The 26,383-nt window shown below is 45.6% G+C and carries 20 protein-coding genes and 1 riboswitch; of the genes, 12 read left to right on the forward strand and 8 right to left on the reverse strand.

Going from position 1 to position 26,383, the window contains the following annotated elements:
* Positions 1-38: 38 nt before the first annotated feature.
* From lpdA to ampD, 5 genes are all read right to left on the reverse strand, one after another.
* The gene (gene lpdA, locus MD535_RS23225) at positions 39-1,466 is read right to left on the reverse strand and encodes a dihydrolipoyl dehydrogenase (RefSeq protein ID WP_250617379.1); all 1,428 of its coding nucleotides are present in this window, start codon (positions 1,464-1,466) and stop codon (positions 39-41) included.
* 278 nt (positions 1,467-1,744) lie between these two features.
* Positions 1,745-3,670, reverse strand: coding sequence for a pyruvate dehydrogenase complex dihydrolipoyllysine-residue acetyltransferase (aceF, locus tag MD535_RS23230; RefSeq protein ID WP_265677546.1), 1,926 nt, complete (start codon positions 3,668-3,670; stop codon positions 1,745-1,747).
* Positions 3,671-3,696: 26 nt separating this feature from the next.
* The gene (gene aceE, locus MD535_RS23235; protein WP_265677551.1) at positions 3,697-6,360 is read right to left on the reverse strand and encodes a pyruvate dehydrogenase (acetyl-transferring), homodimeric type; all 2,664 of its coding nucleotides are present in this window, start codon (positions 6,358-6,360) and stop codon (positions 3,697-3,699) included.
* A 62-nt stretch (positions 6,361-6,422) separates the two neighbouring features.
* On the reverse strand, positions 6,423-7,190 hold the full coding sequence (gene pdhR, locus MD535_RS23240; RefSeq protein WP_265677555.1) for a pyruvate dehydrogenase complex transcriptional repressor PdhR: 768 nt from the start codon (positions 7,188-7,190) through the stop codon (positions 6,423-6,425).
* Positions 7,191-7,579: 389 nt separating this feature from the next.
* A complete protein-coding gene (ampD, locus tag MD535_RS23245) occupies positions 7,580-8,119 on the reverse strand; it encodes a 1,6-anhydro-N-acetylmuramyl-L-alanine amidase AmpD (protein WP_265677590.1) in 540 nt (179 codons plus the stop codon).
* 177 nt (positions 8,120-8,296) lie between these two features.
* On the opposite strand from ampD, the gene nadC reads away from it, so the two are divergent.
* The 8 genes from nadC (at position 8,297) to yacG (ending at position 15,648) form a co-directional block, all read left to right on the forward strand.
* Positions 8,297-9,187: a carboxylating nicotinate-nucleotide diphosphorylase gene (gene nadC, locus MD535_RS23250; protein ID WP_265677556.1), complete on the forward strand. Its 891-nt coding sequence runs from the start codon at positions 8,297-8,299 to the stop codon at positions 9,185-9,187.
* 473 nt (positions 9,188-9,660) lie between these two features.
* Complete coding sequence (locus MD535_RS23255) at positions 9,661-10,128, forward strand: pilin (protein ID WP_265677592.1); 468 nt, start codon at positions 9,661-9,663, stop codon at positions 10,126-10,128.
* Between the two features lie 9 nt (positions 10,129-10,137).
* The gene (gene pilB, locus MD535_RS23260) at positions 10,138-11,826 is read left to right on the forward strand and encodes a type IV-A pilus assembly ATPase PilB (RefSeq protein WP_265677561.1); all 1,689 of its coding nucleotides are present in this window, start codon (positions 10,138-10,140) and stop codon (positions 11,824-11,826) included.
* A 77-nt stretch (positions 11,827-11,903) separates the two neighbouring features.
* Entirely contained in the window at positions 11,904-13,130 is a 1,227-nt protein-coding gene (locus MD535_RS23265) for a type II secretion system F family protein (protein ID WP_265677566.1), read from the forward strand.
* Positions 13,131-13,172: 42 nt separating this feature from the next.
* Positions 13,173-14,048 carry a prepilin peptidase gene (locus MD535_RS23270; RefSeq protein ID WP_265677568.1) on the forward strand — a complete coding sequence of 292 codons (876 nt, stop codon included), beginning with the start codon at positions 13,173-13,175 and terminating at the stop codon, positions 14,046-14,048.
* Positions 14,045-14,653 (forward strand): dephospho-CoA kinase, encoded by a 609-nt coding sequence (gene coaE, locus MD535_RS23275; RefSeq protein WP_265677573.1) that lies wholly within the window; start codon positions 14,045-14,047, stop codon positions 14,651-14,653. Before MD535_RS23270 ends, coaE begins: the two co-directional genes overlap by 4 nt.
* Positions 14,654-14,685: 32 nt before the next feature.
* On the forward strand, positions 14,686-15,426 hold the full coding sequence (zapD, locus tag MD535_RS23280; RefSeq protein WP_265677575.1) for a cell division protein ZapD: 741 nt from the start codon (positions 14,686-14,688) through the stop codon (positions 15,424-15,426).
* Between the two features lie 24 nt (positions 15,427-15,450).
* A complete protein-coding gene (gene yacG, locus MD535_RS23285) occupies positions 15,451-15,648 on the forward strand; it encodes a DNA gyrase inhibitor YacG (protein ID WP_250617368.1) in 198 nt (65 codons plus the stop codon).
* 92 nt (positions 15,649-15,740) lie between these two features.
* Here yacG and lptG read toward each other — a convergent pair whose 3' ends face one another.
* Entirely contained in the window at positions 15,741-16,811 is a 1,071-nt protein-coding gene (gene lptG / locus MD535_RS23290) for an LPS export ABC transporter permease LptG (protein ID WP_265677577.1), read from the reverse strand.
* A 3-nt stretch (positions 16,812-16,814) separates the two neighbouring features.
* On the reverse strand, positions 16,815-17,930 hold the full coding sequence (lptF, locus tag MD535_RS23295) for an LPS export ABC transporter permease LptF (protein WP_265677579.1): 1,116 nt from the start codon (positions 17,928-17,930) through the stop codon (positions 16,815-16,817).
* Between the two features lie 191 nt (positions 17,931-18,121).
* Here lptF and pepA point away from each other — a divergent pair, with 191 nt between their 5' ends.
* From pepA to MD535_RS23310, 3 genes are all read left to right on the forward strand, one after another.
* Positions 18,122-19,630, forward strand: a complete 1,509-nt coding sequence (pepA, locus tag MD535_RS23300; protein ID WP_265677580.1) for a leucyl aminopeptidase — start codon at positions 18,122-18,124, stop codon at positions 19,628-19,630.
* Between the two features lie 38 nt (positions 19,631-19,668).
* Positions 19,669-20,124 carry a DNA polymerase III subunit chi gene (locus MD535_RS23305; RefSeq protein ID WP_265677581.1) on the forward strand — a complete coding sequence of 152 codons (456 nt, stop codon included), beginning with the start codon at positions 19,669-19,671 and terminating at the stop codon, positions 20,122-20,124.
* Between the two features lie 97 nt (positions 20,125-20,221).
* Positions 20,222-23,095 (forward strand): valine--tRNA ligase, encoded by a 2,874-nt coding sequence (locus MD535_RS23310; protein ID WP_265677583.1) that lies wholly within the window; start codon positions 20,222-20,224, stop codon positions 23,093-23,095.
* Between the two features lie 93 nt (positions 23,096-23,188).
* Here the strand turns inward: MD535_RS23310 and MD535_RS23315 are convergent, their stop codons facing one another.
* Positions 23,189-24,268 (reverse strand): pyridoxal-phosphate-dependent aminotransferase family protein, encoded by a 1,080-nt coding sequence (locus tag MD535_RS23315; protein WP_265677585.1) that lies wholly within the window; start codon positions 24,266-24,268, stop codon positions 23,189-23,191.
* Between the two features lie 227 nt (positions 24,269-24,495).
* Positions 24,496-24,673: riboswitch (Lysine riboswitch) on the forward strand.
* Positions 24,674-24,774: 101 nt separating this feature from the next.
* Between MD535_RS23315 and lysC the strand changes: the two genes are divergently transcribed.
* The gene (gene lysC / locus MD535_RS23320; RefSeq protein WP_265677587.1) at positions 24,775-26,124 is read left to right on the forward strand and encodes a lysine-sensitive aspartokinase 3; all 1,350 of its coding nucleotides are present in this window, start codon (positions 24,775-24,777) and stop codon (positions 26,122-26,124) included.
* Positions 26,125-26,383 lie beyond the last annotated feature (259 nt).

Here is a 26,383-nt window from a genome sequence, read left to right on the forward strand (position 1 = left end):
TCAGATGAGCGGTTTTTTAGGTGCTTAAGAAATCTTAATTATTTCTTTTTCTTCGCTTTGGCATTTGGAAGGTCAGTGATCGTGCCTTCAAATACTTCTGCTGCAAGACCAACAGATTCATGCAGTGTTGGGTGAGCGTGAATCGTCAATGCGATATCTTCCGCATCACAACCCATCTCGATTGCCAGACCAATTTCACCAAGCAATTCACCACCGTTAGTACCAACAATAGCACCACCGATAACACGGTGCGTGTCTTTATCGAAGATAAGCTTAGTCATGCCGTCAGCACAGTCAGAAGCAATCGCACGACCAGATGCAGCCCACGGGAAGCTTGCTGTTTCGTAGTTTAGACCTTCTGCTTTCGCTTCTTTCTCTGTCTTACCTACCCACGCCACTTCTGGTTCAGTGTAGGCAATCGATGGAATCACTTTCGGGTCAAAGTAGTGTTTCTTACCAGAAATAACTTCTGCCGCTACATGACCTTCATGCACACCTTTATGCGCAAGCATTGGTTGACCAACGATATCGCCAATCGCGTGGATATGAGGCACGTTAGTACGCATTTGCTTATCAACATTGATAAAGCCGCGCTCATCAACTTCAATACCTGCTTTTTCAGCATCAAGCAATTTACCGTTAGGCACACGACCAATCGCAACAAGAACCGCATCATAACGCTCAGCTTCAGCAGGTGCTTTCTTGCCTTCCATTGAAACGTAGATGCCATCTTCTTTCGCTTCAACTGCGGTTACTTTGGTTTCAAGCATCAAGTTAAACTTGTTTTTGATACGCTTGGTGTAAACCTTAACCATGTCTTTATCAGCCGCTGGGATCAGTTGATCGAACATCTCAACAACGTCAATCTTAGAACCTAGAGAGTGGTATACCGTCGCCATTTCTAGACCAATGATGCCACCGCCCATAATAAGCAGTTTGCCCGGAACTTCTTTAAGCTCTAGTGCATCCGTTGAATCCCAAATACGCGGGTCTTCATGCGGGATGAATGGTAGCTTGATAGGACGAGAACCCGCCGCAACGATCGCGTTGTCAAAGTTGATGGTTGTTTTACCATCTTCGCCATCAACATCGATAGAGTTAGGACCGGTAAATTGGCCTAAACCGTTAACCACTGTCACTTTACGCATCTTAGCCATACCGCCAAGACCGCCAGTAAGCTGACCGATTACTTTTTCTTTCCAAAGACGAATCTTGTCGATATCAGTTTGCGGCTCACCAAATACGATACCGTGCTCAGCAAGCGCTTTTGCTTCTTCGATAACTTTAGATACGTGAAGTAGTGCTTTAGATGGGATACAACCCACATTCAAACATACACCACCAAGCGTGCTATAACGTTCGATTAGAACCGTTTCTAGGCCTAAATCGGCGCAACGGAATGCAGCGGAGTAACCAGCAGGACCGGCACCAAGTACTACCACTTGGGCTTTAATTTCTTTGCTCATTTTGACCTCTTGTAGTCATTATCCCTAACAGGCTGAGTGGGTATTGATTTCTTATATTGAGACGTTGTTTTAAACAACATTATCTAAAGTAGGTTGCTTAAACAATGTAATTCAGACCGCCAACAGTTTACAGAGATGTTAATGGTGTGAAAAGTAAATCAATTTAGCCTGTGAGCTAGACAACAATTCGATTTGTAAAAATTACAGTATCATCAAATTGTCATTGAATTTTGTCAATAAGGGCGGCTGTTTCAGCCGCCCTAGTTTCTATTTATTTGTTACAGTACCAAACGGCGAATATCGCTCAAGCAGCTGTTTAAATAGGTAATGAAGCGTGCACCTTCTGCACCATCGATCACGCGGTGATCGTAGGATAGAGAAAGCGGAAGCTGTAGGCGCGGTTCAAATTCTTTCCCGTTCCATACTGGCTTCATTTCAGATTTAGATACCCCTAAGATACCCACTTCTGGAGCATTAACGATTGGCGTAAATGCAGTACCACCAATGCCACCTAGGCTAGAGATAGTGAAACAACCACCTTGCATATCGGCTGCAGTCAGTTTACCAGAACGTGCTTTCTTAGAAATTACTGCGAGCTCTTCAGATAGCTCGTAAATGCCTTTTTTGTTTACATCTTTAAAGACAGGAACAACCAAACCATTTGGCGTATCAACCGCAATACCAACATTCACGTATTTCTTCAGAATGATGCTCTCACCATCTTCAGATAGTGAAGAGTTAAATGCAGGGAAGGCTTCTAGTGCTTTCGCGACCGCTTTCATGATGAACACAAGAGGTGTGATCTTCATGCCTGTGTCTTTCTTCGCTTCAATCGCATTTTGCTCTTTACGGAATGCTTCAAGCGCCGTGATATCAGCATTATCCCACTGTGTAACATGTGGAATCATTACCCAGTTGCGGTGCAAGTTAGCACCAGAGATCTTCTTGATTTTAGAAAGTTTTTGAACTTCCGTCTCACCAAACTTGCTGAAGTCAACTTTTGGCCAAGGTAGTAGGCCAAGTGCTGAACCATCACCGCCTTTACCAGATGCTGCTGCACCAGACTCAAGACGTTTAAGCGCTTCTTTCACGTAAGACTGAACATCTTCTTTCAGAATGCGGCTCTTACGACCTGAACCTTTCACCTTCGACAGGTTAACGCCAAATTCACGAGCAAGACGACGAACAACTGGAGAAGCGTGAGCATAGTCACCGTTCTCTTGGAAGTCGCCAGCTGCTGCAGGTGCTTCTGATTTAGGACGGTCCGCCGATGCGGCCGGCGCCGCCGCTGGAGCGGCTGCTTGTGCAGGCGCTGCAACAGGAGCAGGTGCTGCGCCTTCAACCGGAGTGCCGGCCACAACAAATGTCATGATTAGAGAGCCAGTTGACACGGTATCGCCAGCTGCAATCTTGATTTCTTTCACTGTACCAGCGAATGGTGCAGGCACTTCCATTGAAGCTTTGTCACCTTCAACAGTAATGAGAGATTGCTCTTCTTCTACTGTATCGCCAACCGCTACCATGATTTCAGTCACTTCAACTTCGTCGCCACCGATATCTGGTACGTTGACTTCTTTCTCCGCAGAAGCGGCTGGTGCCGCGGCAACAGGAGCTGCTGCTGGAGCAGGCGTTGCTGCAACGGGTGCGCCAGAGCCTGCCACTTCAAAAACCATCACTAGAGAACCAGTAGACACTGAATCACCAGAAGCGATCTTGATTTCTTTAACGATGCCTGCGAATGGTGCAGGCACTTCCATTGAAGCCTTGTCGCCTTCAACAGTAAGAAGCGATTGCTCTTCTTCTACTGCGTCGCCGATAGCGACCATGATTTCAGTGACTTCAACTTCATCACCGCCAATATCAGGAACGTGAACTTCTTTAAGTTCAGCGGCCGCAGGAGCAGCTGCAACAGGTGCCGCCGCTTCAACTGCTGGCGCAGCCGGTGCTGCTGCAGCACCTTCCGCAGGAGAGCCTGCCTCTTCAAAGATCATGATAAGAGAGCCAGTAGAAACAGAATCGCCTTCCGCTATTTTGATCTCTTTAACGATACCCGCTTGAGACGCAGGAACTTCCATAGAAGCTTTGTCGCCTTCAACAGTGATCAGTGACTGTTCTTCTTCAACCTTGTCGCCAACGTTAACCAGAATCTCAGTTACTTCAACCTCATCTGCACCGATGTCTGGTACATTAATTTCGATTGTCATTGTATTTTCCTACCTTAATGGAAGTCTTATGCGTATTGCGGGTTAGTTTTTTCAGTGTCGATGCCAAATTTAGCAATCGCTTCTACAACCACTGATTTTTCAACATCACCACGTTTGGCTAGCTCAGTCAGTGCTGCAACTACGACGTAACCGGCGTTAACTTCGAAGTGACGACGTAGATTTTCACGGCTATCAGAGCGACCGAAACCATCAGTACCCAGTACTTTGTATGATTCGCTTGGCATAAATGCACGTACTTGCTCAGCGTAGTTCTTCATGTAGTCAGTCACTGCGATAGCAGGTTCTTTACCAAGAACGGTTGTGATATACGGGACTTTCTCTTCGGCTTCTGGGTGAAGCATGTTGTCACGCTCTACCGCTTGGCCGTCACGAGTCAGTTCGTTGAACGACGTGACAGAGAAGACATCAGAGGCAACGCCGTACTCTTCGCTTAGAATTTCAGCGGCTTTACGCGCTTCGTTCATGATAGTACCAGAGCTCATTAGCTGAACTTTACCCTTCGTACCAGCGTGAGACTCAAGCTTGTAGATACCTTTACGGATGCCTTCTTCAGCGCCTTCTGGCATTGCTGGCATTGCGTAGTTTTCGTTCATTACAGTTAGGTAGTAGTAAACGTTTTCTTGCTCAGGACCGTACATGCGACGAATACCGTCTTGCATGATTACCGCTAGCTCGTAAGCAAACGTTGGGTCATAAGAGATACAGTTAGGTACCGTGTTCGCCATAATGTGCGAGTGACCGTCTTCGTGCTGTAGACCTTCGCCGTTTAGCGTTGTACGGCCTGCGGTAGCACCTAGTAGGAAGCCACGCGCTTGTTGGTCACCTGCTAGCCATGCCATGTCACCAATACGTTGGAAACCAAACATTGAGTAGTAGATGTAGAACGGGATCATTGGTAGATCGTTGGTGCTGTATGACGTTGCCGCAGCAACCCAAGACGCCATTGAACCTAGCTCGTTGATACCTTCTTGAAGAACTTGACCAGACGTTGCTTCTTTGTAGTAAGAAACGATGCCTTTGTCTTCAGGTGTGTATTCTTGACCATGTGGGTTATAGATACCTACCTGACGGAATAGACCTTCCATACCGAATGTACGAGCTTCATCACAGATGATAGGAACAATGTTCTTACCAATGTTCTTATCCTTAAGAAGGATGTTTAGCGTACGTACATAAGCCATAGTAGTAGAGATATCACGCTTCTGTTCACCCAGTAGAGGTGCGAATGCGTCTAGCTCAGGAACCTTGAACTCTTGAGTAAACTTAGGAAGACGTGCTGGCGTGTAACCATGTAGGGCATTACGACGAGCGTGCATGTATTCGTACTCAGGCGTTCCTTCTTCCAATTTCAGGTAAGGAAGTTCAGCGATCTTCTCATCTGAAAGGATGTCTTCCAGGCCTAGGCGATCACGCAGGTGTTGAACATGAGTCATGTCCATTTTCTTAACACCGTGAGCAATGTTCTTACCTTCAGCTGCATCACCCATACCGTAACCTTTAACTGTCTTAGCTAGGATTACCGTTGGCTTGCCACCTGTTTCTTTTGCATTGTTGAATGCAGCAAACAGTTTAGACGAATCGTGACCACCACGCTTAAGCGCAAAGATTTCGTCATCCGTCATATCAGCCACAAGTGCCGCTGTTTCTGGGTACTTACCAAAGAAGTGCTCACGTACGTAGGCGCCATCTTTCGATTTGAATGTCTGGTAGTCACCATCGATAGTTTCGTTCATTAGTTGAAGAAGCTTACCAGTCGTGTCTTTAGCTAGTAGCGAATCCCAGTTGCTACCCCAGATAACTTTAACAACGTTCCAACCTGCACCTTTAAATAGGCCTTCAAGTTCTTGGATGATGCTACCGTTACCCATTACAGGGCCGTCTAGACGCTGCAGGTTACAGTTAATGAGGAAACATAGGTTGTCTAGCTTCTCACGCGCAGCGAAAGAAATAGCACCGCGTGATTCTGGCTCATCCATCTCACCGTCACCTAAGAACGCATATACGCGTTGCGCTGAGGTTTCTTTCAAGCCACGGCCGTCAAGGTACTTAAGGAAGCGCGCTTGATAGATAGCAGAGATCGGGCCAAGACCCATCGATACGGTCGGGAACTGCCAGAACTCAGGCATCAGTTTAGGGTGCGGGTAAGAAGGGATACCTTTACCATCCACTTCTTGACGGAAGTTATCGAGCTGCTCTTCAGTTAGACGACCTTCAACGAATGCACGAGAGTAGATACCTGGAGAGATGTGACCTTGGTAGTAAACTAGATCGCCACCGTCTGTCTCGTTTGGAGCACGGAAGAAGTGGTTGAAACAGACTTCGTAGAACGCTGCTGCTGACTGGTAAGAAGCCATGTGACCACCAAGGTCTAGGTCTTTCTTAGAAGCACGCAATACGATCATGATTGCGTTCCAGCGAATAATCGAACGAATACGACGCTCAAGAGTGACGTCACCAGGGTAAGCGGGCTCTTGTGCTGCTGGGATGGTGTTGATGTAGTTAGTGTTGATACCGGTTGGCATGTCAACACCGTCTAAACGCGCTTTATCTAGAACTTGTTCTAGTAAATATTGTGCGCGTTCTACGCCTTCTTCGCGTACTACTGACTCTAGTGCTTGTAACCAATCTTGAGTTTCTAGAGCATCAACGTCATGCTTCATGTCAGACATGGCGATCTATCCTTTTGTTAGTTAGATTCTACTAAATACTAAACATTTAATGCGTCGTTTTATTACGACTCATTACCCTGCTGAATTCGACGTAGAGAACGCTCTCGGCGTGATTCTTCGCGCGTCAAATCCAACAATGTTTCTTCGATATACGCTAAATGTGAATGAGACATTTCTCGCGCCTTTTCAGGCTGACCAGAAACAATCGCATCTACAATATTAGCTCTATGTTTACTGACTTTCTCCGACACTTCAGTGCGGCGATGTAATAACTTTAAATTCTGTAGAACATTTTGCTCAAGTAGTGGCGCTAAGCTTCGAATAATATGCAATAAAACCACATTATGAGCGGCTTCTGTTAAGGCAATAAGAAAAGCCATAACCGCAGACGCTTCCGCCTCTACGTCACTGTTTTCTTGCACTTCACTGATATTAGCTAAACAACTTTCTATCTGAGCGAAATCTTCTTCTGTACCACGCAACGCTGCAAAATAAGCTGAAATACCTTCCATTGCATGACGCGCTTCTAGCAAGTCAAGCTGAGTTTCATTGTGAGATGAAAGGAGTTCTAGCAAAGGATCTGAAAACCTTTTCCATATATTGTCGCTAACAAACGTACCGCCACCCTGTCTACGGGTCAGCAGGCGCTTTGCTTCCAAGCGCTGAATTGCTTCTCGAATTGAAGGTCGAGAAACATCAAATTGTTTTGCCAGTTCACGTTCAGGAGGCAGTTGTTGCCCCGCTGAAAGCGTTCCTTCGACGATCAACCGCTCAAGTTCCTGTTCGATAACATCCGAAAGTTTGGGCTGACGAATCCTTTGATAAGCCATGGCTATAGTTCTACTTTTCTTATGCAGTCAATTGGTATTACCAATTTCAAGTTGGGCTAAAAATTAACACATTTAAAACGCAAATGTCTAGCTAAAAATTGATTCACATCATAGAAGCGACGGCACATTAACAGCAATGAAACATTTATTGATTAAAACACCAACAGACTTGGTCATACCAATTACATACAAGAAACCTATCGGGCGTTTTTCGTGCTAGAAAAATCATTATAAATCAACAGGTAAGAACGTGATAATTGAGTGAGGGAAGTTGATCGAAATCAAAAAAAGCTTGCAGGATGAGACAAGCTATTTTTAATAATTTAAGTAACAAAATAAATATATCGATGTTGGAGGAGGTCTAACCCATTGGTGGTATTAGTATTTAATCATAGCCCTTGTTTGAAGCGCACCCAGTCAAAAACCAATCCAGGGTCAGTCTTTCTCAAAGGGGCAATATATTGATGTCCAGTTATCCGCTCAGGGGTAATTTGCGGATAATACGACAAAATAACCTTAGTTAGTTCAGCCAAGCTCTGATACTGCTCTGGGCTGTACGGTAAAAAGTCCGTCCCTTCTAGCTCAATCCCAATTGAATAATCATTACATTTATCTCGCCCAGCAAAACTCGACACACCCGCATGCCAAGCACGAGCAGAGAACGGAACAAACTGCACTACCTCTCCGTTACGGCGAATGAGACAATGGGCGGAAACACGCATATTCTCGATGACCTTGAAAAATGGATGAAGGCTCGCGTCCAAGGTGCCTTGGAAAAATGATTCTATATGACCACCACCAAACTGACCTGGCGGTAAACTGATGTTATGTACCACCAGCAAAGAGATATCTTGCTCATCACTACGGGCATCAAAATGTGGTGATGGCACGCGTCGAGCCGGTAAATACCAGCCCTGTTCATCAACGATAGGTGCCATGCTTTCACACTGAGTCGTATTGGGGTTTTGCATACTAATGATGTCCATCTGCATAAGGTTCGCTATGATTTTATCCAACAACCAATAAAATGCGAGAATTGATGCTGAAATTACACACAAGCCAGAGTATCATGCCCACTTTGTTCCCCCACATAGATTCCTTAAGCGATGAAAAACACACATAACAGCCAAGAACGCCTTGAGTATTTAAAGCAGCAACTTCCTACTGAAATTACTCGTGCCGTCGCCGATACACTGCGTGAAGACCTGGGTGGAACGCTAGACGCAGGCGCAGACATCACCACCAGCTTGATCCCAGCAGACACACAAAATGTCGCGACTATCATTACTCGTGAACACGGTGTTTTTTGTGGAAAAATGTGGGCGGACGAAGTATTCAAGCAACTTGGTGGTGAAGTGGCCATTGATTGGCATGTTGATGATGGTGATAAAGTTGAGCCCAACCAAGTCCTTTGTACCATGTCAGGCCCGGCTCGCATTCTATTAACTGGCGAACGCAATGCGATGAATTTCATCCAAACACTCTCTGGTTGCGCAACCATTACTGCTCAATACGCTGAAAAAATTGCCCACACACAGTGCCGTTTATTAGACACCCGTAAAACTATTCCAGGTCTGCGTAGCGCACTTAAATACGCGGTCGCCTGTGGCGGTGGTTTGAACCATCGTATTGGTGTTTTTGATGCCTACTTAATTAAAGAAAACCACATCATCGCTTGTGGCGGTATCACCAAAGCCATTACCACAGCTAAGCAATTAAATCCGGGCAAACCCGTTGAAGTCGAAACTGAATCGCTTGAAGAATTGAACCAAGCTATTGAAGCTGGTGCAGACATCATCATGCTGGATAACTTTACTACTGACATGATGCGTGAAGCGGTGAAAATCAACGCAGGCCGCGCTGCACTAGAAAATTCAGGTAACGTCACGATGGACACCATCAAAGAGTTTGCCGAGACAGGTGTAGATTATATTTCTGTTGGCGCGCTGACTAAGCATTTAAAAGCGATGGATTTGTCGATGAGGTTTAAGGGGTAGAAGCGGTTTAAGAGCGGGGTCCTAGGTCCTAGGTCCTAGGTCCTAGAGGAAAATTAAACTGAGCGGAGTCTAATTAGACTTCGCTTTTTTTATGTCTGTGACCCTGTGGTCCTGTGGTCCTGTGGTCCTGTGGTCCTGTGGTCCTGTGGTCCTGTGGTCCTGTGGTCCTGTGGTCCTGTGGTCCTGTGGTCCTGTGGTCCTGTGGTCCTGTGGTCCTGTGGTCCTGTGGTCTAGCACAAAATTAAAAGCATGACATGTCAAGCACAATCACGCGCCCATAGGGCCAGAGGACCATAGCACCGCTCTTACTCTGCCTACAACCCAAAACTCAACCCCCCTCGCAACCTCGCCTGCATACCTTGCAACACATTCCAAAAATTTCCCAACTCACTCGTAGAGCAACTATTGTGCGCTTTATTGCGTATAGTCTGATACCTACTGTAGCTAGGTATCACTATTCTAAGGACAAGATGATGAGAAAAACGAATAAACAACAAGGCTTTACCTTGATTGAGTTGATGATTGTAGTCGCGGTGATTGGGGTATTGGCAGCAATTGCTATGCCACAATATCAAAAGTATGTCGCAAAAGCAGAAGTATCGTCAGTGTTAGCGACACTAACTGGTGCCAAGACTAATGTTGAAGCCTATACAGTAGAAAATGGGTTATTCCCAGATGAATCAACTGACGACCAAAAGCCGTTAGCGCTTGGAGTGCCAGTTTTACCTTTGGGCGCCATTACGTTTACTCGTACTGGCGCTACTGATGGTGGAATAATTGAGTTTACTTTTTATTCCACTGCTGACAAAGGTGTTAGTGCACTAGTTTCTGAAAAAAAGTTTACGTTAACCCGAACAGCTGAAACAGGGGCTTGGCAATGTGAAGCACCAGAAGGGGAACTCGGCATTCCTAGTGAACTTTTGCCTAAAACTTGTAAGTAACTTTAAAAGGTGCAATCCAACCTCCCCTCAATCTTGCAGCACGCTAGCCTGATTAGTGCGTCGCAAGCGGAGTCGGTGTTAGACCTCATCGCCACATCGGGCTGTTCCGCGCCCGATGCGGTGCTTGAGCTGAATCTATTCACGCCACAGGAATTCACCCACCAGCTGAGTTTGTTATTCGGGCTGGCGGTGACGCCTATTCATAGCTTTGATTTTACCGAGCTTTGCCAACGCTTAGGGCTACGCGACGCCATCACGACCCACAATGCCTTACCCTTATCTCAATTTAATGGTGTACTTACCATCGCTATTGGCGATCCTACTTTACAGCATGTTGAAAATGACTTTCGTTTTGCCACTGGCATGCAGATTGAGCTGGTTTTAGCGTGTCATCAAGACATTCGCGCCGCCATTCGGCGTATGTACGGAGAAACTGGTGACAGTTGGCAAAATAGCAGTAAGGATCTCACTTCCGATGACTTAGCCAACTTAGTGCAAGTCACCGATGCTGAACTGGATAACATCGAAGATTTAAGTCTCGATGAATCCCCAGTTAGCCGCTTTATTCAACAAGTCCTCATTGATGCGGTTCGTAAAAAAGCGTCTGATATTCACTTTGAGCCTTATGAGCACGTCTACCGTATTCGCTTGCGCTGTGACGGAATATTAATTGAAACCCACCAGCCCGCCAGTCACCTTAGCAGGCGCCTCTCTGCCCGCATTAAGATTTTGGCCAAACTCGATATTGCCGAACGTCGCTTGCCTCAAGATGGGCGAATTAAACTCAAGCTCTCCGACAGCGCCGCCGTAGACATGCGAGTCTCCACCCTACCGACAATGTGGGGCGAAAAAATAGTCTTGCGGATCCTGGATGGCGGCTCGGCCAACTTGAACATTGATCAACTTGGCTATACGTCACAACAACGCACGCTTTACCTAAATGCACTTAAAAAGCCGCAAGGCATGATCCTTATCACCGGTCCGACTGGCAGTGGCAAAACCGTCTCGCTGTATACCGGATTGAGTATTCTCAACACTGCGGATCGCAATATTTCAACAGCAGAAGATCCGGTCGAGATCCATCTTGATGGCATCAACCAAGTGCAAGTTAACCCCAAAATCGGCTTTGGTTTCCCAGAAGCGCTGCGATCGTTCTTAAGACAGGATCCTGATATTGTCATGGTAGGGGAAGTTCGAGATTTCGACACCGCAGAAATTGCGGTGAAAGCGGCGCAAACTGGTCACTTAGTCCTATCCACCCTGCACACCAACTCTGCGATTGAAACCGTCGTTCGGCTGCAAAATATGGGCATCGACGCTTTCAACCTTGCATCGTCACTGTCCCTAATTATCGCACAACGACTGGCTCGTAAACTCTGCAATCACTGTAAAACGCCTGAAGTGCTACCCATTGGATTGCAGCACAACCTCGCTTTATCACCAGCGAACACCATTTATCAAGCCAATGAAAAAGGCTGCAACGCCTGCAATCATGGCTACTCAGGACGGACAGGCATTTATGAAGTGATGCCCTTTACGGCTGAGCTCGCGGAGGCGGTCATGCAAAATGCCAGTATCCAAGAGCTAGAGTCTATCGCCAAGTCGCAAGGTATGCTCACCTTAAAACAATCAGGGATCACGAAACTTGAGCAAGGGATCACCAGCTTTAAGGAGCTGCAGCGTGTTCTCTATTTCTAGGCCAGGTACTTTAAGACTTAGATTCAGCATTACTACCTTTGCATTGCAAGCTCTGTATCACTTTGAAGGGAACGATAATGGCTAAAATACAAGCTATTCCGCTAAAAACCTTTCGCTGGAAAGGCATCAACAGCACCGGAAAAAAAGTGTCGGGTCATACGCTTGCCATGACAGAAAGTGAGGTTAGGGATAAGCTTAAAAGCCAGCATGTTCAAATTAAGAAAATCACCCGCCATAGCGTATCCCTTTGGACTAAGCTCACGCATCGCATCCAACGACAAGATATCACCACACTAACACGTCAGCTCGCCACCATGTTGAGTACCGGCATTCCCATTATTCATGCGCTTAAGTTGGTCGCAGATAATCACACTAAAGCAGAAATGAAGTCGGTGCTCGGGCAAATCTGTAAAGCGATTGAAGCTGGGACACCTATCTCACGAGCCATGCAAATGGCCAGTGTGCATTTCGATAGCTTCTACGTCGACATGGTCGCCACCGGTGAAACATCGGGAAACTTACCTGCTGTCTTCGAGCGTCTCGCACTGTATAGAGAAAAACAAGAAGCTCTGAAATCAAAAGTCGTTAAAGCTCTTATCTACCCCGGCATGGTACTTTTGGTCTCGTTCATCGTCACCTTTTTAATGTTGACACAAGTGATCCCAGAGTTTGAAAGCATGTTCAAAGGATTTAACGCCACCTTACCTTGGTTTACCTTGCAAGTTCTGCAAGCCTCGCATTGGTTGCAAGCTAATGGGTCCATGCTCATCATCAGTATCGGCGTCGCCCTTGTTATGTTTCGCTTATTAAGAAAACAAAATGCCGCATTTAAACTGCATACCAGCCGTTTGTCTCTTGGTATCCCCATCATAGGAGCTATCATCACTAAGGCTTCAATCGCTAAGTTTAGCCGTACCCTAGCCACCAGCTTTAGCTCAGGGATCCCTATTTTATCGAGCATTCAAGCCAGTGCAAAAACCGCTGACTGCACCTATTATCAGCAATCCATTCTTTCGATTCATGGCGATGTGGTCGCCGGCACCCCTATTCACCTAGCCATGCGCAATGCTAATGCCTTCCCCGAGATGGTGCTACAAATGGTCATGATAGGTGAAGAGTCAGGGCAACTCGATGACATGCTGAATAAAATTGCGGCCATCTATGAATTTGAGGTGGATAACACCGTCGATAATCTCGGGAAAATACTCGAACCATTCATTATTGTGTTTCTAGGGACGATGGTGGGAGGGTTAGTGGTCGCAATGTACCTTCCTATCTTTAACTTAATGTCGGTAATAGGCTAACATAGGCAATAACCTGTTGATTCTTTAGGCTAGCACTCAAAAATGGACGTTTTTACCTATTATCCTTGGCTTTACTCGGTCTTCGCCGCCATTGTTGGCCTAATTGTTGGCAGTTTTCTTAATGTGGTGATACACCGTCTGCCCATCATGATGGAAAGAGGTTGGCGCCAAGAATGTGCTGAGGCCTTTCCCGAATATCACATTGAGCCACCTCAAGGTGACTATAACCTGAGTATTCCTCGTTCAACCTGCCCTAACTGCCAAACCGCAATACGAATAGTGGATAATATTCCCGTCTTAAGCTGGGTATTATTACAAGGTAAATGTCGCCAATGTGGTAATAAAATAAGCGCACGCTACCCTATTATTGAATTACTCAGCGCCGTACTTGCCACTGTCGTAGCATTTGAATTAGGCTACAGCCTTTACAGCGTTGCTTTGATTGCGTTTACTTTTACGCTCATCGCTGCAACCTTTATCGACCTTGATACTATGCTGCTGCCCGACCAGCTTACACTGCCGCTTATGTGGGCAGGTATCTCACTGGCATTATTTGGCATTTCTCCCATTTCTCTAATGGATTCCGTTATTGGTACCATGCTTGGCTATCTCTGTCTTTGGTCTGTCTATTGGGCATTTAAACTGCTCACAGGTAAAGAAGGCATGGGCTATGGTGACTTTAAACTGCTGGCAGCCTTAGGTGCATGGCTAGGGTGGGCGCATCTTCCCATCATTGTATTACTTTCCTCTGTAGTCGGGGTCATATTCGGCCTCATCCAGCTTCGACTACAAAAAAAAGGCATTGATATGGCGTTCCCTTTTGGCCCTTATTTAGCCATAGCGGGTTGGGTATGCGCACTATGGGGAGACGCCATCATCAACTACTATTTAACCGCTTTTGTGGGAGCCAGTTTATGAGTTATGTCATTGGACTAACCGGGGGGATAGCGAGTGGGAAAACCACCGTAGCGAACCTTTTTCGTGATGAGTTTAATATCGAGTTGGTCGATGCCGATGTGGTGGCGCGAGAAGTCGTGGCAAAAGGCTCCACTGGACTCAACGCAATAACTGCGCAATTTGGTCCATCAATACTGCTGCCTAGTGGAGAGTTGAATCGCACAGCACTAAGAGAACGTATTTTTGCTAGCGAACAGGATAAGCAATGGATCAATCAGTTGCTCCACCCTATGATTCGCCAACGCATGCAAGTGTTACTGGATAACTCAACAAGCCCTTACACACTTTTTGTTGTTCCGCTGTTAGTTGAAAACGGCTTAAATAGCATGGCTGATCGCGTCTTGGTGGTTGATGTTGATGAAGAAACGCAAATTTACCGAACCATGACACGGGACGGTGTACCAGAATCACAAGTGCGTTCTATACTCAATTCACAAGCTGACCGAGAAACTCGACTAGCGTATGCCGATGATGTGATTGATAATAATACGAACAACGCTCAACTTTTGTCCCAAGTCACACAATTACACCAAAAGTACCTAGCATTGTGCAGTCAAAATCGGTGAAAATAATAGGGAAGCGTTTAAAGGCTAGTGAAATGACAACAAATAGATTCGAACATCCTCTTAATGAAAAAACTAGAATTTACCTAAGAGTTGAATCTCTCCTGAGACAGCTTCAGCATTCTTCGTCATTTTCGGACAGTCATCAGTACCAAATTTTCTTTAAATCAATATTTGATTTATTGGAGATATTTGAACAGATGCAACTCAAGAGTGAATTAGCAAAAGATCTTGAAAAGCAAAGACAGACCTATCGTTCGTGGTTAAACATCGACGATGTTGATCAAGAAATGCTCGGTAACCTGCTCCGAGATATCGACGTTGTTCATAAAGAACTCATGATGGCTGAACGTTTTGGTCAGTCACTTCGAGAAGACCGTTTCCTCAGCGCCATACGTCAACGCTTTGGCTTGCCAGGCGGCTCATGCTGCTTCGATTTACCGTCCCTACACTATTGGCTTCACCTGCCTTTAGAAAAGCGCATGCACGACGCGGAGAAGTGGCTCGGCAATCTCAAGCCACTCATGAATGCCCTCAGCATGTGGCTAAAGCTCACCAGAGAAACTGGGCGGATGAAACCTCAGATTGCACGTTCTGGTTTTTATCAAAGCGATGCTGAAGAAGCCAATATTCTAAGACTCACTATTCCTATGGAGTGCGGTGTTTATCCTATGATTTCGGGCCACAAGAACCGTTTTGCCATTAAGTTTATTGCCTTTGAGTCGGGACAAGCCTACCCTAACGATGTTGAATTTGAACTGGCTGTTTGCAACTAAACAATATGAAGTATGGATCCAATTATGAGTAAACCAACCATCGTTCAGTGCCCTCAATGTAAGGTCGATGTGATATGGAGCGCAGAAGAAAGCCCGTTCAGGCCCTTTTGCTCTAAACAGTGCCAAATGATTGATTTCGGCGAATGGGCTGACGAAGAAAATGCTATCGCTGGCGCGCCCGATATGTCTGACAGCGACGGTTGGTCAGAAGACCAGTACTAGTTTACATGTACCATCGCACAGATAATAAAAAGGCTGAGAATCATCTCAGCCTTTTTATTTAACTTGCCTTATTTTGCTATCTCTCTATGTCGCTACAGCTTTCTTCGCAATAACAGGGTAGCAATCAATAAGAAAATGATACTGGGTCCCAGAGCACCGAAGACGGGCGGAATGCCATACACCAAACTCAGTGGTCCAAAGAACTCACTAGAAATATAAAAGGTAAACCCAGCAACAACACCAGACAGAATTCGAGCGCCCATCGTCACACTACGTAATGGACCAAACACAAACGATAACGCCATCAACATCATGACACCGACCGAAATAGGCTGCGTGGCTTTGCGCCAAAACGCCAACTCGTAGCGAGAAGAGTCTTGTTCGGACGCTTCTAGGTACTTCATATAATCGTATAGACCACTGATCGGCAATTCATTCAAATCAACCGTCACGACTTTCAACTTATCCGGAACTAAGGACGTTTCCCATTGATATGTCGGAAACATTTCTTTAGTGAAAGCTTCCGTATTTTCCAAATTGGTTACCTGAACATCGTTCATGACCCAGCCATTTTTTCCAATGTAATCGGCGCTTTCAGCAAAAATGGTGCTGGTTAACTTTTTATTTTCATCAAACCGCCAAAGATTCAACCCTGTTAGGGTGTTATCGCTAACGCTCGATATAAAAATAAAGTCATTACCGTCGCGCGCCCACACACCATTTCTCACTGAAACAATGCTGCCCCCCGAAGTCGCTTGTAAGCGTAGATCTCGCGCCATCTGTTGCGTCGTTGGAGCGCCCCATTCACCCAGCGCCATCACGATAATCATCAATGGTACTGCGGTTTTTAACACCGATAAACCAATCCGCACTTTCGAGATACCCGCCGCTTGCATGACGACAAGCTCGGAACTACTGGCTAACATCCCTAAGCCGATCAACGCCCCTAACAGTGATGCCATTGCGAAGAATAGCTCTATATCACGAGGCATACCTAACAGTACAAAGTACAGTGCCGACAAGAGATCGTAGCTGCCTTCGCCGACAGAGCGCAGTTGCTCCACATACTTAATGACCGCTGACAAACCAACAAATACCGCAAGCACTAACAAGATGGTGGTAATAATGGTACGACCAACATAGACATCTAAAATTTTAAACATGAATTAGGCTGCCTCTTTTCGTTTGTAACGCTTTTGCCTAAATTTCTCCCGAAACTTACGCATACCCACCGTGTCGTAAGCGTTGACCATGATGGCCGTGAACAAAAGAGCGATATTAATTGGCCATAATCCAATGTAAGACGGTACAGAGCCATCTTCTAGCGATGACTTCATGGCACTAATCGCCAAAAAGTAGGTGAAATAAACCAAAATAGCCGGGCCCATTTTGGCAAACTTCCCTTGCCTTGGGTTCACAGCAGAGAGCGGGACCACGAGCATCGTCAGAAGCGGGATACAGATCACCAGTGAAATTCGCCAATGTAATTCAGCCTGAGCTTTCGGATCTGGATTAGAAAGCAAATCCAACGTCGGTATCGCCATCCAAGAGCGCCCTCGAGCTTGCGCTTCTCGTTGTCCGATCATGCCTTCGTAATCAGAAAACTCCGTCACCATGTACTCTAAACGTGTTGGTGCACCTTCATAACGGACACCATCATACAAAGCGATAATCTGGCGACCATCACTGAGCTCTTTCACTTCACCTGATTTAGATGAAATGACACTTGGCAGAACCGTATCACGGGGGCTAAGTTGTGCAACAAACACGTTTTCGAGCTTTTTATCTTTAATGCTGTCGATAAAAACCACCGAAGTGCCATCGGGAGTGCGTTGAAATTGTCCCGTCTGTAGCAGTTCTACTGAATTCTCTGAGGCCAATTTCTCCCGTATTTGTACTTCTTGTTCTTGTGTCCAAGGCGCTAACCAAAACGCATTAAATGCAGCAAGCGCGCAGGTGATCGCGGCGAGGTACATCGCCGCGCGAATGAGAAATTTGTTCCCTATCCCCGTCGCATTCATCACCGTTATTTCACTTTCGGCGTAAAGTCGCCCAAAAGTCACCAAAATTCCGATGTAAATACTTAATGGAAACATCAATAAGCCCATCGTAGGCATGCTAATACCAACGAGAGTCATAATAAGTCCAGCGGGAATATCTCCATCAGAAGCATCCGCAAGCACATTGATAAATTGACGGCTGAAAAACACTAAAAAGAGCACAAAAAATATGGCTAATTGGCTCTTAACTGTTTCTCTGATCAAATATCTAACAATAATCACAGTGAAAACACCTATACAAAACTTGTTTTTTTGGTTGAATCGCTATAGTTTTCGGATAAACCTTTTATTTTTTACTTTTTGGATCAATTTTTATCTTACAATTATAGGCCGAACTAACGGCTATGATTCAAATTTTGATAATTGATTATCCAACATTTAGTTCTATTTGTCTTTAGGATGTAGGAGTACGCATGGAGTTTAGTGTTAAAAGTGGCAGTCCAGAGAAGCAACGCAGTGCTTGCATTGTCGTCGGCGTATTTGAGCCACGTCGTCTCTCTCCGGTTGCAGAGCAACTCGATAAAATCAGTGATGGCTATATTAGCTCTTTGCTACGTCGTGGTGACCTAGAAGGTAAACCAGGGCAAATGCTACTGTTGCATCAAGTACCAGGCGTGCTTTCTGAGCGTGTTCTACTGGTCGGTTGTGGCAAAGAACGAGAGCTGGGTGAGCGTCAATACAAAGAGATTATCCAAAAAACCATCAGCACCTTAAATGAAACCGGTTCTATGGAAGCGGTATGCTTTCTGACAGAACTGCACGTTAAAGGTCGTGATACGTACTGGAAAGTGCGCCAAGCGGTTGAAGCGACAAAAGATGGCCTTTACACCTTTGATCAATTCAAGAGCAACAAACCAGAGACGCGTCGCCCGTTACGCAAATTGGTGTTTAATGTACCGACACGTCGTGAGCTCAACCTTGGTGAAAAAGCCATTTCTCACGGCCTTGCTATTGCGTCAGGTGTAAAAACATCGAAAGACCTAGGCAACATGCCACCGAACATTGCAAACCCAGCCTACTTAGCCTCTCAGGCTCGTCGTCTTGCTGACGATTACGAGACAGTGACCACCAAGATCATTGGTGAGCAAGAGATGGAAAAGCTCGGTATGACCTCTTATCTAGCGGTTGGACGCGGTTCTAAAAATGAATCCCTGATGTCTATCATGGAGTACAAAGGCAACCCGGATTCTAACGCAAAACCTATCGTACTTATTGGTAAAGGTTTAACATTCGATTCAGGCGGTATTTCACTCAAGCCGGGTGAAGGCATGGATGAAATGAAGTATGACATGTGTGGTGCGGCTTCTGTCATGGGTACAATGAAAGCCTTGGCAAAGTTGAACCTGCCTATCAATGTTATTGGTATTCTTGCCGGCTGTGAAAACATGCCAGGCAGCAACGCTTATCGCCCTGGTGACATTCTAACGACTATGTCTGGCCAAACTGTAGAAGTACTGAATACCGACGCAGAAGGTCGCTTAGTACTGTGTGATGCTCTCACTTACGTTGAGCGCTTTGAGCCTGAGTGTGTGGTCGATGTTGCAACGCTAACTGGTGCCTGTGTTATTGCACTAGGTCATCATATCAGTGGTGTCCTTTCTAACCATAACCCACTCTCTCATGAGTTAGTTAACGCTTCAGAGCAAGCTGGCGATCGCGCTTGGCGCCTACCAATGGCCGATGAGTACCAAGAACAACTCAGCAGCCCATTTGCCGATATGGCAAACATTGGCGGCCGTCCGGGTGGCACAATTACCGCAGGTTGTTTCTTATCCCGCTTCACTAAGAAGTATCATTGGGCGCACTTAGATATTGCAGGCACCGCTTGGAAATCGGGTAAAGCGAAAGGGTCAACGGGTCGTCCTGTCTCCCTACTTGTCCAATTCTTACTGAATCGAAGTGGCCACGAAACTGAAGAATAAAAAAAGGGCCTAACGGCCCTTTTACTTTTTAGGTAGCTATGCAAACTGCAACATTTTATATCGTTGAAGAAGAAAGCTTGGAAGATACACAGCCAGGCTTTTTTGCTTATGTTCACTATCTTTGCCGACACTTTACTGGCCAAGGTGCCAAAATTTATCTCAATGCCGCCGACCGAGTCTCCGCAGAAGCCTGGGCTGAATACTTTTGGCAAGTTGATGCGAGCGCGTTTATCGCTCACAATTTAGTGGGTGAGGGTCCTAAAAATGGTACCCCTGTAGAGATTGGATTTGACGGCTTAAAGCCGAGCTGGAACCGTCAGCTGGTGATAAATGTTGCCGAGACGCACGCAACCTTTGCCCAGACATTCGCTCAAGTGGTAGACTTCGTGCCTTGCGAAGAAAAAGCTAAGCAACTTGCTCGAGAAAGGTATAAAATTTACCGTCAAGCAGGCTACCAGCTACAGACCATCAAGATTCAGCACACTGAATCCTAATCACGGTCAATCCTTATAGGTAAGCGATAATCACGCTTAATTATAAGGTTTGACAGATTTCTTTCACAGTATTAATAAGTTAAGTATCCAGAACGCTATGGAAAAGACATATAACCCAACATCAATCGAACAAGCTTTATACCAAGCTTGGGAAGAGAAAGGCTACTTTAAGCCACACGGTGACACTTCAAAAGAAGCATACAGCATCATGATCCCGCCACCGAACGTCACTGGTAGCCTACACATGGGCCATGCCTTCCAAGATACAATCATGGATACCCTTATCCGTGCTCAGCGCATGAAAGGTAAAAATACGCTATGGCAGGTTGGTACTGACCACGCAGGCATCGCGACACAAATGGTTGTAGAGCGTAAAATTGCCGCTGAAGAAGGCAAAACAAAACACGACTACGGCCGTGAAGCTTTCATCGACAAAATTTGGGAATGGAAAGCTGAATCTGGCGGCACCATCACTCAACAGCTTCGTCGCCTTGGTGCATCGGTAGACTGGGATCGTGAGCGATTCACTATGGATGACGGCCTATCGGCTGCAACTCAAGAAGTGTTTGTTCGCCTGTATGAAGAAGACCTAATTTACCGTGGTAAGCGTCTAGTAAACTGGGATCCTAAACTGCACACTGCAATTTCTGATCTTGAAGTTGAAAACAAAGACAAAAAAGGTTTCATGTGGCACTTCCGCTACCCACTAGCGAACGGTGTTAAAACCGCCGATGGGAAAGACTACATTGTTGTCGCAACGACTCGTCCAGAAACCATGCTTGGTGATACTGGTGTTGCCGTAAACCCAGAAGATCCTCGCTACAAAGATCTTATCGGCAAAGAAATCCTACTTCCTGTTGTAAACCGTCTTATTCCTATCGTAGGCGATGAGCACGCAGACATGGAAAAAGGCACGGGTTGTGTGAAAGTCACACCAGCTCATGACTTTAACGATTACGAAGTGGGCAAGCGCAACAACCTACCAATGATCAACATCCTAACGTTCAACGCTGATATCCGTGATGCAGCTGAAGTATTCACAACGAACGGCGAAGAAAGCGATGTTTACTCAACAGACATTCCAGCTAAATACCAAGGCATGGAGCGTTTTGCTGCACGTAAAGCTATCGTTGCTGAATTCGATGAACTTGGCCTGCTTGAAGAGATCAAAGATCACGACCTAACCGTTCCTTACGGCGACCGTGGCGGCGTGGTTATCGAACCAATGCTGACTGACCAATGGTACGTGCGCACAGCGCCTCTTGCTGAACCGGCAGTTAAAGCCGTTGAAGATGGTCAAATCCAATTCGTCCCTAAACAGTACGAAAACATGTACTTTGCGTGGATGCGTGACGTGCAAGACTGGTGTATCTCTCGTCAACTTTGGTGGGGCCACCGTATCCCAGCATGGTACGACAACGATGGTAAAGTTTACGTTGGTCGCACAGAAGAAGAAGTGCGTGAAAAGAACAACCTAGCGCCTGTTATTGTCCTTAAGCAAGACAACGACGTTCTTGATACTTGGTTCTCTTCTGCACTTTGGACGTTCGGCACACAAGGCTGGCCTGAAGATACAGACGCACTGAAAACCTTCCACCCATCTGAAGTACTGGTATCTGGCTTTGATATTATCTTCTTCTGGGTTGCGCGTATGATCATGATGACCATGCACTTCGTGAAAGACGAAGATGGCAAAGCTCAAGTACCATTTAAAACCGTGTACATGACAGGTCTTATCCGTGATGAAAATGGCGATAAGATGTCTAAGTCGAAAGGTAACGTACTTGACCCAATCGACATGATTGATGGCATCGGCCTTGAAGAGCTAGTCGAAAAGCGTTGTGGCAACATGATGCAACCGAAGCTGGCAGCTAAGATCGAAAAAGCGACACGTAAGACGTTCGAAAATGGTATCGAACCATACGGTACTGATGCACTACGTTTCACACTTGCTGCGATGGCTTCAACGGGTCGTGACATCAACTGGGACATGAAGCGTCTTGAAGGTTACCGTAACTTCTGTAACAAACTATGGAACGCAAGCCGTTACGTACTGATGAACACAGAAGAACACGATTGTGGCATGTCACTGTCTGCTCCAGATCGTGCAAACATGGAGTTCTCTCTTGCTGATAAGTGGATTGAATCTCAGTTTGAAGTTGCAGCGAAAGAGTTTAACGCTCACCTAGACAACTACCGTCTAGACATGGCAGCAAACACGCTTTATGAATTCATCTGGAACCAATTCTGTGACTGGTACTTAGAGCTCACTAAACCTGTTCTTTGGAAAGGCTCTGAAGCGCAGCAACAAGCGACTCGTTACACGCTTATCACGGTTCTTGAAAAGACGCTACGTCTTGCTCACCCAGTGTTGCCTTACATCACAGAGTCTATCTGGCAGAGCGTTAAGCCGCTAGTAGACGGTGTAGAAGGCGAGACGATCATGACTCAAGCGCTTCCTCAGTTTAATGAAGCGAACTTCAATGCTGAGATCGTTGACGACATCGAGTGGGTGAAGACTTTCATTACCGCAATCCGTAACTTGCGTGCTGAATATGACATTGCACCAAGCAAAGGCTTAGAAGTAATGATCAAAGTCGCTGATGAGAAAGATGCGGATCGTATTGAAGCAAATAAGATCGTTCTTAATGCGCTTGCTAAGCTTGATGATATTAAAGTTCTTGCCGACAACGAAGCAACACCTGCGTGTGCGACTAAGCTCGTTGGTAAGTCTGAGCTAATGATTCCAATGGCAGGGCTTATCGATAAAGACGCCGAACTTGCTCGTCTCGATAAAGAAATGGCTAAGATTCAAGGTGAAATTAAGCGTACCGAAGGCAAGCTAAGCAATGAAGGTTTTGTTGCCAAAGCACCAGAAGCTGTTATCACTAAAGAACGTGAAAAGCTTGACGGTTACAAAGAAACCTTAGTTAAACTTGAAGAGCAAAAACAGACGATTGCATCTCTATAACGGTTAACCGTTAAACAGATATTATTCCTCTGTATTTGTAGTTTAAAGAAAAAGACCGAAAGCTAACGCTTTCGGTCTTTTTAATATCATCAACTATTTAAGCACGGTTTCCAGTGCTTTAAGGCATAAAGCAACATTCTCTTTTCTTGCCGCATAGCCCATTAAGCCAATCCGCCAAGCTTTACCTGCTAATGCACCTAAACCAGCACCGATTTCCAAATTATAACCTTCCAGCAATTGCTGCCTCACTGCCGCATCGTCAATGCCCTCTGGGAAGTACACTGCGTTAAGCTGTGGCAATCGACTCTCTTTTTCTACCACAAAAGTCAGCCCTAATTTTTCTAGCCCATCAGCGAGTAAAATATGCATCTCTTTATGACGCTGCCATGCGTTTTCGAGCCCTTCATTTTTCAGTATCACTAAGGATTCATGCAAAGCATAAAGGCTATTCACTGGCGCTGTGTGATGGTAGCTACGCTTGCCTTCACCACTCCAATAACCTAGCACTAAGCTTTGGTCTAAGAACCAACTTTGAACGGGTGTTTTACGCGCTTTAATTCGCTCAATAGCAAGAGGCGATAAAGTAACGGGGGATAACCCTGGAACACAAGACAAACATTTTTGGCTACCTGAATACACAGCATCAAGTTGCCACTCATCCACAAGTAATGGAACACCGCCAAGCGACGTCACGGCATCGACAATCGTAAGCATACCATTTTGCTTGGCAAGCTGACTTAGCTGCTTAGCATCGCTTACCGCTCCAGTAGAAGTCTCTGCATGTACGAAAGCCAACAATACCGCGTCAGGGTTGTCTGAGATGACTTGCTGCACTTTTTCAACAGAAACAGGCTTTCCCCATTCATCGTCAACGAGGATAGCTTCGCCACCGCAACGAATGACGTTTTCTTTCATACGATCACCGAAGACACCATTTCGACAAACTATGACTTTATCTCCTGGCTCAATTAAATTGACAAAGCAAGCTTCCATCCCTGCGCTGCCAGGAGCAGAGACGGCAATAGTAAAGTCATTCTCTGTCTGAAAGGCATATTTAAGTAACGCCTTAAGCTCATCCATCATACCAATAAATAACGGGTCTAAATGACCAATAGTCGGGCGGCTAAGTGCTTGTAATACCTGTGGGTAGATGTCTGAAGGGCCAGGCCCCATGAGTGTCCTGTGGGGGGGGTACAAAGCTAGAAATCGTCATCGAAAGTCCTTTTGTTTTCTAATAATAATGAGGTTACTTGGGTGTAAAGAATCTTAAAGGCTAAATAGTTTGTTCTACAATACGCATGAGATCAACAAATTTGCAACAAATTTGAGGGGTCATATTTTTATTAAATTGCCTCACTCCATTGACATTTGCATCACAAAAACGTTGAATAAACAGGCTATCAAGCAGAAGAGGAGCACTGCCCAGGCAAGTGATGATGTGGAGCCTCAACTCCAACACATTTCACTCATGGGGAGCAGTGCCGAGATAAACTAAATTTGATGGGTTAGTTTATCGGTTAATTGGGCTGAATCCCTTTAACTGTCACCAAACCAAATTGGTGAAGAGCTTCTGAGGTCGATTCATTATCAATATGCCTCTACTCTTTATTTCTCTTCAAACATCGGACGTTGGGTCTTAACCCTGTAATTTTACTTATTGGAATATCCTGGAGAAAACTGTGAGCGCATTCAATGTAGCTAAATTTGGTGGCACAAGTGTTGCCAATTTCGAAGCCATGAGCCGTTGTGCTGAAATCATCGAAAATAACCCTGAGACGAGACTGGTGGTAAGCAGTGCATGTTCAGGGGTAACCAATATCTTGGTCTCACTGGCTAATGGCGTAAAAAATGATAACGAACGATTAGAACTTATCGAAAAGCTCAGAGCGATTCACGTTGCTATACTGAGTCAACTCAATGATGCAACCTCCATTGAGCCCCGTATCAACGCGCTCATTGAAAAAGTAGCAACGTTATCAGAAGTCGCCTGTATTGATGTCACCGCCAAGCTGACTGACCACTTAGTGGCATGTGGTGAGAGAATGTCGACACACATTTTCGCACAGCTCATGCGAGAGCGTGGCATTGATGCCGTTCGATTTGATATTCGCCAAGTACTAAGGACCGATAGTACGTATGGAAAAGCGGAACCGAACCTAGAGCAAACCAGAACTCTTGCAGAGCAAAACCTCATCCCTTTGTGTAAAAAACATGTTGTCATCACTCAAGGCTTTATTGGCGCTGATATTGACGGTGAAACCACAACTCTGGGCCGTGGCGGCAGCGATTATAGTGCTGCCCTTATTGCAGAGGCTGTCGAAGCAAGTGGCTTAGAGATCTGGACCGACGTCCCTGGGATCTATACTACTGACCCTCGAATAGCTCCTAACGCTCGCCCAATTCCTGAGATCAGCTTTAGTGAAGCGTCTGAAATGGCTAACTTTGGTGCCAAGATCCTCCATCCATCTACATTATTGCCGGCGCTAAGGCATCAAATTCCAGTTTTTGTCGGATCTTCTAAAGCACCACAAGAAGGCGGAACTTGGGTACGCCAAACAGTAGAAAGTGCCCCGCTATTTCGTGCATTAGCTTTAAGAAATAACCAAACAATGGTGACACTGCGGAACCCTAAAATGTTCCAAGCATACGGTTTCTTAGCCGATGTATTCACTATACTGGCCAAGCACAAAATATCGGTAGACCTTATTACAACCTCTGAAGTCAGTGTTTCATTGACTCTTGACCAAACAGACACCAGCGGAAAAGCGCCTGAGCTGCCTTTAGATGTGAAAAAAGAACTCGAAGAACTGTGTATCGTCGAAGTGAAGCAGGATCTTAGCCTAATCGCATTGATTGGTAATAAAATGAGCGAAAAGAAAGGTTCCGCTAAAGCGGTATTTGGAACACTTGAGGAGTTTAATCTCCGTATGATCTGCTACGGTGCTAGCCCTCACAACTTATGTTTCCTACTTGACTCAGATGTTGCAAAAGAAGCAGTTAAAAGGCTGCATATCGACTTATTTGAATAGTTATCATATAGTTAAATAAGTCCCATACTAAGCCTAAGTTCATAACTTAGGCTTTTTTATACACTATAAACTTAAAGCAAGCTTTTAGTATTAAATACTATTTTATAGCGTCAAAATTCCCTAACCTAATTCCCTAACCTTTTGACAGGGACGCCTAATCTAAGGCTTGGTATAAGTGGGCAGGGCTCGAATCGGTGTAACCAACCACCTCTCTGACTAAAAGAAAAATGACTGAACCATTACTGACCATTTTCTTCAA

This window comes from Vibrio qingdaonensis (genome assembly GCF_026191675.1).
Classification (GTDB): domain Bacteria; phylum Pseudomonadota; class Gammaproteobacteria; order Enterobacterales; family Vibrionaceae; genus Vibrio; species Vibrio qingdaonensis.

Excerpts from the sequence above, each read along its gene's own strand:
- MD535_RS23265 (WP_265677566.1), top strand. The coding sequence starts at position 11,904 with ATGGCTAAAATACAAGCTATTCCGCTAAAAACCTTTCGCTGGAAAGGC.
- pdhR (WP_265677555.1), bottom strand. The coding sequence starts at position 7,190 with ATGGCTTATCAAAGGATTCGTCAGCCCAAACTTTCGGATGTTATCGAA.
- lptG (WP_265677577.1), bottom strand. The coding sequence starts at position 16,811 with ATGTTTAAAATTTTAGATGTCTATGTTGGTCGTACCATTATTACCACC.
- aceE (WP_265677551.1), bottom strand. The coding sequence starts at position 6,360 with ATGTCTGACATGAAGCATGACGTTGATGCTCTAGAAACTCAAGATTGG.
- zapD (WP_265677575.1), top strand. The coding sequence starts at position 14,686 with ATGACAACAAATAGATTCGAACATCCTCTTAATGAAAAAACTAGAATT.
- aceF (WP_265677546.1), bottom strand. The coding sequence starts at position 3,670 with ATGACAATCGAAATTAATGTACCAGACATCGGTGCAGATGAGGTTGAA.
- MD535_RS23255 (WP_265677592.1), top strand. The coding sequence starts at position 9,661 with ATGAGAAAAACGAATAAACAACAAGGCTTTACCTTGATTGAGTTGATG.
- MD535_RS23270 (WP_265677568.1), top strand. The coding sequence starts at position 13,173 with ATGGACGTTTTTACCTATTATCCTTGGCTTTACTCGGTCTTCGCCGCC.
- yacG (WP_250617368.1), top strand. The coding sequence starts at position 15,451 with ATGAGTAAACCAACCATCGTTCAGTGCCCTCAATGTAAGGTCGATGTG.
- coaE (WP_265677573.1), top strand. The coding sequence starts at position 14,045 with ATGAGTTATGTCATTGGACTAACCGGGGGGATAGCGAGTGGGAAAACC.
- MD535_RS23310 (WP_265677583.1), top strand. The coding sequence starts at position 20,222 with ATGGAAAAGACATATAACCCAACATCAATCGAACAAGCTTTATACCAA.
- lpdA (WP_250617379.1), bottom strand. The coding sequence starts at position 1,466 with ATGAGCAAAGAAATTAAAGCCCAAGTGGTAGTACTTGGTGCCGGTCCT.
- nadC (WP_265677556.1), top strand. The coding sequence starts at position 8,297 with ATGAAAAACACACATAACAGCCAAGAACGCCTTGAGTATTTAAAGCAG.
- MD535_RS23315 (WP_265677585.1), bottom strand. The coding sequence starts at position 24,268 with ATGGGGCCTGGCCCTTCAGACATCTACCCACAGGTATTACAAGCACTT.
- pepA (WP_265677580.1), top strand. The coding sequence starts at position 18,122 with ATGGAGTTTAGTGTTAAAAGTGGCAGTCCAGAGAAGCAACGCAGTGCT.
- MD535_RS23305 (WP_265677581.1), top strand. The coding sequence starts at position 19,669 with ATGCAAACTGCAACATTTTATATCGTTGAAGAAGAAAGCTTGGAAGAT.